Origin of the sequence: Streptomyces jumonjinensis (genome assembly GCF_009600885.1) — a bacterium.
GTDB lineage: Bacteria > Actinomycetota > Actinomycetes > Streptomycetales > Streptomycetaceae > Streptomyces > Streptomyces jumonjinensis.
The window spans coordinates 108,547-120,472 of the sequence record NZ_VCLA01000160.1; the positions used below are offsets into that span (position 1 = coordinate 108,547).

Consider the following 11,926-nt stretch of genomic DNA (forward strand, 5'->3'; position numbering starts at 1 on the left):
GCCGTCGCCAGCGGGCGGCGTACGCGCGGAGTGTCCGCCGCCGTCACCGGGCGGCGTACGCGTGCACCACCTCCGCCCAGCTCCGCGCCATCGTCTCCCAGATCTCCCGCAGACGCGGCTCCGCCGTGCGGACCGAGGCCACCGCCGCCTCGGGGTCGCCGCCCGCCGCCCGGACCGCCGGGCCGTCCGAGAGCGACCACTCGGCGACGGCGTCGCCGAGCACCTCCGGATGGAACTGGACGCCCCAGGTCCGCTCCCCCACCCGGAACGCCTGGTGCACACAGTCGTCGCCGGTGAACAGGGGGACGGCGGCTTCGGGAAGTTCGCTGATCTCGTCCCAGTGCCACTGTGCGGCAGGCGTGCCGTCGGGCACCCGGCCGAAGACCGGGTCGCCGTCCGCCGCGGGCAGCCGCCGCAGCGCGACCGCGCCCACCTCCGGGCCCCGGGCGCGGACGACGACCCTGCCGCCGAGGGCCCTGGCCAGGATCTGGCCGCCCAGACAGACGCCCAGCTGCGGTACGCCATCGGCGACGGCCTCCCGCATCAGGGCGCGTACGGCCGGTATCCAGGGGGCCGTCTTCTCGTCGTCGCAGTTGGGTGCGCCGCCCAGGACGAGCAGTCCCGCGTATCCCGCGAGGGAGTCGGGCAGCCGCTCACCCGCCCAGGGGTGGTGGACCCGGGGGTCCAGACCGGACCGTATGAGCTGTTCGCCGACCAGCCCGGGTCCGGTGCCGTCCTCGTGCTGGACGACGAGAACCCTCGGACCGCCGTCCCCGTGCCCGTTCCCGTCCCCGGCGGTGCCCGTCGTCACGGGGTTGTTCCGCTCTGCCGCTGTCACAGTCGCCCTGCCTCCACGATCTGCTGAAGGAACGCCTTGGTGCGCTCCTGCTCCGGTGCGCCGAAGATCTGCTCCGGCGGTCCTTCTTCGAGCACGGTTCCCTGGTGCAGAAAGCACACCTTGTGGGCCACGTCCCGGGCGAAGCCCATCTCATGGGTCGCCAGCAGCATCGTCATGCCGTCCTCGGCCAGATCGCGCACGATGGACAGCACTTCGGCCACCAGCTCGGGGTCGAGCGCCGAGGTGATCTCGTCCAGCAGCAGCAGCCGGGGCCGCATCGCCAGCGCGCGGACGATGGCGACGCGCTGCTGCTGGCCGCCGGAGAGCCGGTCGGGCAGGGCGGTCGCCTTGTCGGCGAGCCCGATCCGCTTCAGCAGCTCCATCGCCCGCGCCTCGGCCTCCTCCTTGCCGCTGCGGCCGAGCACGGTCGGCGCGAGGGTGATGTTGCGGAGCACGTCCATGTGCGGGAAGAGGTTGTAGTGCTGGAAGACGATTCCGACGTCGCGCCGGAGCCGGTCCACGTCCACACCGCGCCCGGAGATGGGGTCGCCGTCGAGGACGATCCGCCCGCCGTCGATCTCCTCCAGGGCGTTGATGCAGCGCAGCAGGGTCGACTTGCCGCATCCGGAGGCCCCGATCAGGGTCACGACCTGGTGCTGCTCCACCGTCAGATCGAGTCCGCGCAGCACTTCGTGGCCGCCGTAGGACTTCCGTATGCCCTCGATCGTGAGGAATGCCATCAGCTGTCCTTCCCGCTCGCGCCGCGGGCGAGCAGCCGGTCGGCGAATCTGGTCTGCGGGATGGTGATCACCACGAAGAGCGCGGCCACCACGGTCACCGAGGAGAGGTTGAATTCATTGGAGGCGTAGATCTTGGCCTGGTTGAAGGCGTCGATGGTGCCGATCACGGTGACCAGCGCGGTGTCCTTCTGGAGTCCGATGAAGTCGTTGAGGAGCGGCGGGGTCACCCGCCGTACGGCCTGGGGGACGACGACATGGCGCAGGGTGCGGGCGTGGGAGAGACCGAGGGAGCGGGCCGCGGCCGTCTGGCTCCAGTGGATGGAGTCGATGCCGGACCGGTAGACCTCGGCGACATAGGCGCCGTAGGTGAGGGTGAGCGCGAAGATCGCGGCCCAGGTCGGGGTGAGCGAGCTGAGCCCGGGGATCTGGGCCAGCGGCAGACCGAAGCCGATGAGGTAGATGATGACGATGCTCGGCACCGCACGGAACACGTCGATATAGGCGGTGGCCAGCCAGCGCAGCGGTCGCCCGGCACGCCCGGGGGCCAGTTTCGCCACCGCGAGCACCAGGCCCCAGACGAGTACCAGGGCCTCGGCGGCGACGGCGATGAAGACATTGGTGCCGAAGGCTTCGGTGACGTTCCGGAAGCTGGAGGAGATGGCCTCGGGGCTGAAGAACGTGGCTTGAACGGCGTGGTCGTTGGCCAGCAGGAAGACCGCGAGCAGGGTGAGCACGACGACGGCGAGCGAGCTGCCGGCGGCGACCTGGGCGGCTTCCCGGGCGTCGGCGGCCTCGGCACGGGCCTCGGCGATCCGCCCGGGGACGGCCGCGGCGGCACGGGCCCGGCCGCTGCGGCGGATCGCCTCGGTCGCGGGCCTCAGCACGGCGAGGGCGGCCAGGCCGCCGATGACGGCGACGGCTCTCAGGGTCCAGGCCCAGCCGCCCTGGTCCGGGGCCGCCTGCCACAGGGTCGCGGCGGTCCAGACGGCGAAGACGCAGCTCAGGGCGGAGACCGCGAGGGCGGCGGGGGCGAGGACGCGCGGGACGGGGACCCGGGCGGCGGGGGTGGCCGCGGGGGTGCTCTTGACGGTGGCGGTGGTCATCACAGGCTCCAGACCGGGACCGCGGCCGGGTCGCCGCCGAGGGCGTCGCCGAGGTACTCCTCGGAGAGCCGCTCCAGGGTGCCGTCGGACTCCAGCTCGGCGAGAACGCCGTTGACGACCTCGGTGTTGCTGCTGTCCTTGGGCAGCAGGGCCCCGTAGGACTCGCCGGTCTCGTACTGTCCGACGACGGCGAGCTCGCCCTTCGCGCCCTTGGCCTGGCCGAGCACGATCGCGGTGTCGGTGAGGACGGCGTCGATCCGGCCGCCCTTGAGTGCGGCGAGCATCTCCGCGTCGCCGGGGAAGACCTGGGGTTCCTTCTCCGGCTTCACGGTGTCACGGACGAACTGGGCCCCGGAGGTGGCCTGCTTGACGCCGAGGCGCAGCTCGCGGATGTTGTCGGCGGTGACCTTGCCGGGCCTGGCCAGGACGCCGATGTTCGACGCGAAGTAGGGGCTGGAGAAGTCGACGGCCTTCTTGCGCTCGTCGGTGATGGAGATCTCCGCCATGGCGAGATCGAAGCCGTTGCCCTTGCCCGCCACCATGGCGTCGAAGGAGACGTTGCGGATGCTGAGCTTGTCGAGCCCGGCGCGGTGGGCGATGTTCGCGGCGAGGCAGTACTCGAAGCCGCTCTTGATGTCGTCGACGGTCTCGCCGTTCCACCAGCCTCGCGAGGGAAGGTCACCCGCGACGGTGAGGGTGCCGGACGAGACGGTCTTGAGTTTGACGCCGCCCTTCTTCCCGGAGACCTCGCAGTCGCCGTAGCGGCCGTCCTTCGCGGTGGTGACGGAGGCGCCCGACGAGCCGCCGGGGGCGTTCTCGCCACAGCCGCTCAGGGCGGCGGCGGCGAGTACGGCCAGGGCCGGGACGAGGGTACGGAGAGGTCGGCGGCGCACATGGTCTCCCAGAAGGTCCGAGAAGTGACCGCCCGGAGAAGGCTCCTGAACAGGCTCATGACGCAAGCCAAAACCTTTTGGGCGGTGGGGATGGCCGCTATGCTCAACCAAAAGGTTTTGGCGCGTCAAGGGGGTACCCGGAATACGGACGGATCGGGGTGACCCGGGCCGTCCGTATTCCTCGCCGGTCCGGTCACCCCGGGCACCGGCGCCGAAAGGTCATCGCACGGCCTGTGCGACGGCTCCCGGGAGCGGGCAGGATGCGATCGCGGGCCCCGGCCGGTCCGGCCGGGGCCGGCTCCGGTCACCACCACCGAACGGCCGGAACGGACCCAGGGGCGGTACGGACCCAGGGCCGGTACGGGCCGGACCGGGCAGAGCGTCCCGCGCCGACCGGACCGGCGGGAGCGGCGGCGTACCGGCCCGGCGCACCCATCCGTGCGGCGGGCGTACCCGGCCCGGCGCACCCACCCGAACGACCGGCTCGACCAGCCGGACCGGCCCCGGCCGGACGACACACAAGGAGAACCGAGACGATGACCGGACCGACCGGACCGGCCGGACCGCACCAGCTCCCCGAGTCGGCACGCACGGTCGGCATCAAGGACGTCGCCCGTGCCGCGGGGCTCTCCATCACCACCGTCTCGCACGCCCTCAACGGCAAGGGCAAGGTCAGCGCCCGCACCCGTGAGCGGGTGCGGGCGCTCGCCGATGAGCTCGGCTACCGCCCCAACCCCGCCGCCCAGGTCCTGCTCACCGGCCGTACCGGTGTCGTCGGTCTCGCCGCGGGTCATCAGAGCGCCGAGGCATGGGAGCGCACCTACCGCCCGTACTACGCGTCCCTCACCGCGGGCGCGATGGTGGAGGCCGTCGACCGCGACTACGCGCTGGTGGTCGTGCCCTCGCGGCCGGGGACCGATCTGTGGACCAGGATCCCGATGGACGGGCTGATCGTGGTCGACCCGGTGCCGGGCGACCCCGTGATCAGCGAGGCCCGGCGCCGCGGCCTCGCCGTGGTCACGGACGGCCGGCCGCTCGACCCGGCGCACGCCTCGATCCCGTATGTGCACAGCGACATGGAGAACGGCGTCCGGCTGGTCATGGACCACCTCCATGAGCGCGGGGCACGCCGGACCGCGCTGCTCACCGGGCCCGAACCGGACTCGTACACGCTCGACAGCGAGGCGGCGTACTCCCGCTGGTGCGACCGGCGTTCGCTGCCCGCCGCCGTGGAGCGGGTCCAGCACGGCGAGCCCGCGCTCGACGCGGCCCGGCGTCTGCTGTCGGGGCCCGGCCGGCCGGAGGCCGTGCACGCGCTCAACGAGACCTATGGGGAGGCGCTGACGGCCGCCGCCGCCGAACTCGGCCTGGACATCCCCGGCGATCTGCTGGTGACCTCCATGGGCGACGGCGAGCCCAGCTCCCGCCCGGCCCTCACCCTGCTGACGCTCTCACCGCGCAAGACCGGCGCGCTCTGCGCCGGAATGCTCATCGACCTGCTGAACGGCCTTGCGCCCGAACCTCTTTCGGTGCCCTGCGCCCTTGTCCCGGGCCGGTCCACCTCCCGCTCCGGGGGCGGCCCCGGAGGCGTCTGAGACCGCTGCCCCGGGGGCCTCAGCGCGAGGTTCCGCCGAGCGCGCGGGCCAGCACCCGGGAGCCGCGCCGGGGGTCGAGCGCACCGGCCCACTCCGGCGGCGCGAGCAGGGCGGGGACCGGGACGAATCCATGGCGCAGAAACAGTTCACCGCCCCCGCTGGTGGCGGTGAACACCGCCCGCAGTGAGCGGTCGGCCGCCGCCGCCAGCGCGGCCCGCAGCAGCGCCGAGCCGACTCCCCTGCCCTGACTTCCGGGCGACACACAGAAGTTGTAGAGGACGCCGCCGGGGCCGTGGGGCGTGCTCGGGTGGCTGCGCAGGCCCAGACATCCGGCGAGCGCACCGTCCGTCCGCTCGACGACGAGAAAGTCCTCCGCGTCGGCGGCGTACAGCCCGAGCGGGCGCTCCCGCAGCGCTCCACTGACGAAGTGGATCCGGGACAGCGCGTGGAGGGCCGCGGCGTCGCCGGGGGCCGCGCGCCGTACCGGCGAGTGCGCCGGGGGGAGTTCGGGACGCGGTACGGCGGCGGAACGCGGCACGACCGTGGTCAATGGATTCCCTCTCTTCGGTCCACGGGGCGCGCGACGCTCCGGGCGCACGGGGGTCCGGTGGACCCGGCCGGGAATCAGGCAGGTCTCACCCGAGAAACAGAGGACAGATTACGTCACATCCGTCACCGGTCATCAGCGGTCCCCCGTAAGGAAGTTGACAGGGCGGAGCGAGCCGGAGCACGGCCTCCCCGGCCTGATGTGACGGCCGACGCGGACCGCGAGCCGCGAACCACGGGCCCGGGGACGGCCGCGCCCGGCCCTCCCCGGGCCCGTCGCGGATCACGCCGCATCCCCCTACCTCCCTACCCCCCTGCCCCACCCCGTCAGCCAAATATCAGCAAATCTGCCTTATATGGCCATTTTCCTTCGATTGTGATTACCCGCCCAGATACCTGAGTAGATCATTGATCAGTACAACCGGTCTTGAACGAGGGAGTTTGATGGCGAACAGTCTGCTCGAACGGGAAGCCATACTCACGGCGGTCGCCCGGCACGGCGCGTCGGCTCGCGACGGCCGCGGGCGGTGGCTGCTGCTGCGGGGCGGCCCGGGAATGGGACTCACGTCCTGCGTCGAGGGGGCTTTACGGCAGGAACGGGCCACGGGCGGGATACGCGTACGGCACGCCCGCTCCGTCCCCCAGGAGGCCGAGTACCCCTTCGGCGTACTGCGGCAGCTCTTCCCGGAGGAGGACGCCGCCCTGCCCTTCACGGACGGGCCTCCGGCCGGGTCACGGCAGCCGCTCTTCCACCGGCTGACGACCCGGCTGGCCGGCGGGCCGCCCGTGCTGCTCGCCGTCGAGGACCTCCAGCACACCGATGAGGCGTCCTGGCGGTGGCTCGGCTATCTCACCCGCAGGCTCGGCCGGCTGCCCGTACTGCTGCTGCTCACCTCGGCCCCCTCCTTCGACACGGGCGAACTCTTCCGGGCCACCGGGCAGGAGACGACCCTGCCGCCGCTCAGCGACCCGGCGGTGGAACAGCTCGCGGCCGTCCACGGGCACGGCCGGACCACCGCCCGGCTCTGCGCCGAGGCGAGCGCCGGTAATCCGCGACTGCTGCACGCGCTCCTCGCGGACCTGCCCGCCCAGGGCGTGCCCCGGACGCTGGACGAACTCGTCGACACCCGCTATCGCGACGCAGTGGCCCAGCTGCTGGACTCGGATCCCGCACCCGCCCGGCGCGCGACCGCACTGGCGCTGGCCCTGTGCGCCGCCGCCGAGGAAGCGTCCCCGTCCGGTACGCCGCCGCTCATGCATCCGGACGGCGAGGCCGTCCCCCTTCCACCGGACGGCGAGGTCCCCCTCCTCCCACCCGACGGCGGGACCCCCCTCCTCCCGGCCGGGATCGCCGGCGCCGACCCGGCGTTCCTCGCGGGGGTGACCGGACTGACGCGGGAGCGGCAGCGCGGGGTGCTGCGGGCCATGCCCCGGCTGGCGCGGCTGCTCTCCCACCCGCTGCCCCGCGAGGCGGTGCTCGCGAGCGCCCGGGACGGCGAACTGGCCCCGCTGCGGCTGCGCGCCGCACGGCAGCTCTACGAAGGCGGGGCCCCCGCACCGGCCGTCGCCGCCCATCTGGTGGGGCTGCCGGAGATCACCGAGGAGTGGATGACGCGGATCCTGGAGGAGGCGGCCGAGCTCGAACTGGGCCAGGGCCGTCCCGAGCGGGCGGTGCCGCTGCTGCGCTCCGCCTCCACCGGCCCGCTCACCGAGGGCCGGCGTACCGCGCTCGCCTGCCGGCTCGCCTCCCTGGAGCTCTTCTCGTCCGCCGTGGCCAGCACCCGCAGACTCCATCGTGAACTCCAGCTCACCAACGGCCCCCAGCGGCTGTGGGTCGCCTCCGCCCTCTGCGGCGCACTGGTCGCCCAGGGCTGTATCGGACCGGCGATGCGGGTGCTCAAAGAGGCCACCGACCCGTACGAGGACTCCCGGCTGACGCGCACCACGCGAGTCGTCGCCGCCGCCATCGGCGTCCATGACCCCGAGGAGCTCCCGCGGTCGCTGATCGCACTGCGCACCCGCCCGGAGGACTCCCCCGCGTCCGCCGCCGCCCCTGAACACTCCCCGGACGCGCCGTCGGAATCCGCCGAGGCGCTCGCCGACAGCCTGGTCGCGCTGTACGAGGCCGGGTCGGGAGAGGTCTCCGCCCACGAGTCCACGGCGCGCGTGCTCGACCTGCTCGCCGATCCCCTCCATCCCCGGCTGCGCACCAGTCTGTTCAGCGTCTCGGCCTGTCTGCTCCAGTGGGCCGACCATCCGGCGGACGCCCGCGATCTCGCCCGGCGCGCACTGCCCCACCCGCCCGCGCTTCCCGACCTCACCGACTTCGGCCAGCAGCAGCTGATCCTGGCCCGGGGCAAGGCGAGCCTCAGCACCGGGCGGTTCCAGCAGGTCATCGACGAGAACGAGCCCATCTTGCGGGCCTGTGCCGACCAGGGGATCCAACTGCCCCATGTGGTGGCCGCCCTCGCCATCGCCCATGGCGAGCTCGACCAGGGCGACACCGCCCAGCGACTGCTCTCCGAGTCCGCCGCATGGGAATTCAACGGCTCATGGAGCTGGGACGAGCTGCTCTACGTCAGAGGCAGGCTGCACTCCTTCGACGGCCGCTGGGAGCAGGCGCTCGACGACTATCTGGCCTGCGGAGCCCGTAAGCGCAAGCGGGGCTTCGAGAGCCCGATCGCCCAGCCGTGGCGGTCCGGGGCCGCCCAGGCCCTCACCGCTCTCGGCCGCCCCGTCGAAGCCGTACGGTTCGCCGACGAGGAGCTGCGCCACGCCCGGGCCTGGGGGACGCCACGGGTCATCGGCCGCGCGCTGCATCTGCGGGCCGTGGCCATCGGCGGCCGGCTCGGTCTGGAGACCCTCGACGAGGCGGTCGCGCTGCTGCGGTCGGCCCCCGCGCCGGTGGAGCTCACCGAGGCGCTGCTGGATCTCGGCAGGGCCCGGATCGCCGCCGGGCACGGCCGGAAGGGGCGCGAGGCCCTGCGCGAGGCACATCGGCTGGCCCAGCGGCCGTCCGCCGAGCTGCCGCGCGGACCGCTCGCGGAGCGCACCGGAGCGCACCGGCCGGACAGCGGGGAAGGGGAAACGGACACGACGGAGCCGGACGGTGGGAAGCCGGACGGTGGGGACGCGGACGGCCGTGTCGGCACGGCCGGGGATCCCTCGGGCCGTGTCGGTACGGCCGGGGATCCCTCGCTGCCACGGCTGTTCCGCGCGGCCGGGCATGCGCTCGCGCTGGCGGGCGCCCGGGGGGTCGGCCGTGCTCCGGTGACGGACGCCGCCAGTCCGCTCACCGACGCGGAACAGCGCATCGTGGATCTGGCGGTGCGCGGTCTGACCAACCACCAGATCGGGGAGTCGCTCCATCTGGCCCGCCGTACGGTCGAGACCCATCTCACCCACGCGTACCGCAAGCTCGGGATCAGCCGCCGCACCCAGCTCGCCGCCCGGCTGCGCTCCGGGGAGCCGGGCGGCCCCTGGTCCGGGGAGGTCTGAGCGGCACCCGGTACGGGGAAGTCCGAGCGGTCTGTTCCCCCGGGACCCCCCGGGACCCTCCGGGATCCTCCGGTCCGCCACCGTATCGCCCCTCTGTGATCGTGGCCTTCCACGATGTCGCGCCGGTTCCGGCACGGAGAGACTCGGAGGCGTTCCAGAACGGACCGACCTCCGAAGGGGCCGCGAAATGAAGGTTCTCGAAGGCGTGCAGGCCGCCGCGCTCGCCGCGGTCGCCATGCTGCCCCTCGCGGGCGCCGCGAACGCCCGGATCGCGCCCGCCGCTCCGGTCGCCGAAGCCGGCGGCCCCCAGGCCATGAGCGGCAGCCGCTGGATGTCCGACGACCACGGCTGTCTCCGGACCGGCGGCCACAACAGCGGCGTGGTCGGCAAGTGGGACCATGTCGCGCTCTCCGACCACTACCCCACCAACCCGGGCAACTATCTCAGCGGCGCCTGGCAGTGGGTGACCAGCGGGGACCACATCACCGGATACCGTGCCACGGGCTCGGCGTACTACTGCGCCTCCATCGCGTGGAACGCCGCGACCGGCGCCCACCGGAACACCGGCAGGGGCGGCCCGCACCACGGGTGACACCCGCCGGAGTCCGGTGCGGGCCGCGCTGAGGACCGCGGCCCGGCCGGGCGTCCCCGGGCCGCCCCGCCCACCGCCCCGCCCGGTGGACGGGCGGGGCGGCCCGGGTTCCGCGGAGCATGTCCTCCGGGAGGGAGCGGCATACCCGCCGGGCGTCTCCGGGACGGCGAGGCGCACCTGCGGGCGTCTCCGGTGACGGCAAGGCGCACCCACGGGCCTCTCCGGGACCGCGCGGCGTACCCACGGGCGTCAAGGACGCGGACGGGATCCGTTAAGGACGCACCAGAGCGCCGGGGAGCGGGCCCCGCCCGGCTCGTCGGCGGAATAGATTCCTGCCCCGGACGCCGGAGTTCCCGGAGACCGCGACCCGTCAGTGGCATGACCGGCCCCGCCCATGAGGCGGGGGCACGCGATCTCCGGGCCCCGGTGCGCGAGCGGCCGTGCACACCGGCCGCCGCTGTCATCAGAAGGGCTCCCACCATGCATCCCGTCGCGCCCGCACCGGCGCCCCCGGCCCCCTTGCCCCCCGCCGGCCCGCCCGCCCGGCGGCACGCCGCCGGCGCCGGGCTCTTCGAACCCGTGCAGCTGCTGCGGTCGTTCCCCGACGCCCTGCGGAAGCTCCACCCCCGTGTGCTGATCGCCAACCCCGTGCTCTTCGTCGTGGCCGTCGGCTCCGTGCTCACCACCCTCTCCGCGCTCCTCAACCCCTCCGTGTTCACCTGGGTCGTCAGCTGCTGGCTCTGGCTGACGGTGATCTTCGCCAATCTGGCGGAGGCGGTCGCCGAGGGCCGGGGCAGAGCGCAGGCCGACTCCCTGCGCCGCGCGCGTACGGACACGGTGGCGCGGCGGCTGCGCCACTGGCAGTACGGGATCGACGCGAGCCGGGCCGAGACGGAGGCGGTCCCCGCGAGCGAACTCGGGCTCTTCGACTTCGTCGTCGTCTCGGCGGGTGAGGCGATCCCCGCGGACGGCGATGTGGTCGACGGGATCGCGGCGGTGGACGAGTCGGCGGTGACCGGTGAATCCGCCCCGGTCATCCGGGAGTCCGGCGGCGACAGATCCGGGGTGACCGGCGGCACGATCGTGCTCTCCGACCGGATCGTGGTCCGGGTCACCTCCCGCCCCGGGTACTCCTTTCTGGACCGGATGATCGCCCTGGTGGAGGGCGCGTCCCGGCGGAAGACCCCCAATGAGATCGCACTCAACATCCTGCTCGCCGCGCTGACCGCCATTTTCGTCCTGGTGGTCATCGCGCTTCAGCCGATGGCCTCGCACGCCGGGGCCGCCCAGTCCACCACCGTGCTGGTCGCCCTGCTGGTCACGCTGATCCCCACCACGATCGGGGCGCTGCTCTCCGCGATCGGCATCGCGGGCATGGACCGGCTCGTCCAGCGCAATGTCCTCGCCATGTCGGGGCGGGCGGTGGAGGCGGCGGGCGATGTGAACACCCTGCTGCTCGACAAGACCGGCACCATCACCCTCGGCAACCGGCAGGCGGCCGGGTTCATCCCGCTCCCCGGCATCGATGAACTGGCCCTCGCCGACGCGGCCCAGCTCTCCTCGCTCGCCGACGAGACCCCCGAGGGCCGTTCGGTGGTAGTGCTGGCGAAGGAGCGGTACGGGCTGCGGGAGCCGGACCCGGGGGAGCTGGCCTCCGCGCAGTTCGTGGAGTTCAGCGCCCGCACCCGGATGAGCGGCGTCGATCTGCGCTGGGCGGACGGCGGCGTCCGCCGGATCCGCAAGGGCGCCGCCGCGCAGATCATCGAGTGGACGCGGCTGCGCGGCGGCAACCCGCCCGGTGAGGCCGGCGCCTGGTCGGACGCCGTCGCGGCGGGCGGCGGCACCCCGCTGCTGGTGGCCGTGGACGACGGGGACGGCCCCCGGGTGCTGGGCATCGTCCATCTCAAGGACGTGGTGAAGGACGGGATACGCGAACGCTTCGCCGAGCTGCGCCGGATGGGCATCCGCACGGTGATGATCACCGGTGACAATCCGCTGACGGCGCGGGCCATCGCCCGGGAGGCGGGGGTGGACGACTTTCTCGCCGAGGCCACCCCGGAGGACAAACTCGCCCTCATCAAGCGGGAGCAGGCGGGCGGCAAGCTGGTCGCGATGACCGGC

At 73.4% G+C, this 11,926-nt stretch carries 9 protein-coding genes; 4 read left to right on the forward strand and 5 right to left on the reverse strand.

Features of this window, described 5'->3' with window-relative positions; translation table 11 throughout:
* Positions 1-43: 43 nt before the first annotated feature.
* Genes FF041_RS23215 through FF041_RS23230 form a run of 4 tightly spaced genes read right to left on the reverse strand, consistent with a single transcriptional unit; the run spans position 44 to position 3,574 of the window.
* Positions 44-811, reverse strand: a complete 768-nt coding sequence (locus FF041_RS23215; protein WP_323392465.1) for a type 1 glutamine amidotransferase — start codon at positions 809-811, stop codon at positions 44-46.
* 23 nt (positions 812-834) lie between these two features.
* Entirely contained in the window at positions 835-1,578 is a 744-nt protein-coding gene (locus FF041_RS23220) for an amino acid ABC transporter ATP-binding protein (protein WP_153481491.1), read from the reverse strand.
* Complete coding sequence (locus FF041_RS23225; RefSeq protein WP_153524593.1) at positions 1,578-2,681, reverse strand: amino acid ABC transporter permease; 1,104 nt, start codon at positions 2,679-2,681, stop codon at positions 1,578-1,580. Before FF041_RS23225 ends, FF041_RS23220 begins: the two co-directional genes overlap by 1 nt.
* Complete coding sequence (locus FF041_RS23230; protein ID WP_323392467.1) at positions 2,681-3,574, reverse strand: ABC transporter substrate-binding protein; 894 nt, start codon at positions 3,572-3,574, stop codon at positions 2,681-2,683. The genes FF041_RS23225 and FF041_RS23230 overlap by 1 nt, the downstream gene beginning before the upstream one ends.
* Positions 3,575-4,110: 536 nt before the next feature.
* Here FF041_RS23230 and FF041_RS23235 point away from each other — a divergent pair.
* Positions 4,111-5,169, forward strand: coding sequence for a LacI family DNA-binding transcriptional regulator (locus tag FF041_RS23235; RefSeq protein WP_153524594.1), 1,059 nt, complete (start codon positions 4,111-4,113; stop codon positions 5,167-5,169).
* A gap of 19 nt (positions 5,170-5,188) precedes the next feature.
* On the opposite strand, the gene FF041_RS23240 is transcribed toward FF041_RS23235, so the two are convergent.
* On the reverse strand, positions 5,189-5,719 hold the full coding sequence (locus FF041_RS23240; protein ID WP_153524595.1) for a GNAT family N-acetyltransferase: 531 nt from the start codon (positions 5,717-5,719) through the stop codon (positions 5,189-5,191).
* Between the two features lie 440 nt (positions 5,720-6,159).
* Here FF041_RS23240 and FF041_RS23245 point away from each other — a divergent pair, with 440 nt between their 5' ends.
* The 3 genes from FF041_RS23245 to kdpB form a co-directional block, all read left to right on the forward strand.
* Positions 6,160-9,213 (forward strand): helix-turn-helix transcriptional regulator, encoded by a 3,054-nt coding sequence (locus FF041_RS23245; protein ID WP_153524596.1) that lies wholly within the window; start codon positions 6,160-6,162, stop codon positions 9,211-9,213.
* A gap of 187 nt (positions 9,214-9,400) precedes the next feature.
* Positions 9,401-9,805, forward strand: a complete 405-nt coding sequence (locus FF041_RS23250) for a hypothetical protein (RefSeq protein WP_153524597.1) — start codon at positions 9,401-9,403, stop codon at positions 9,803-9,805.
* 480 nt (positions 9,806-10,285) lie between these two features.
* Positions 10,286-11,926, forward strand: a 1,641-nt coding sequence (gene kdpB, locus FF041_RS23255; RefSeq protein WP_153524629.1) for a potassium-transporting ATPase subunit KdpB, incomplete at its 3' end; no start/stop codon positions are given.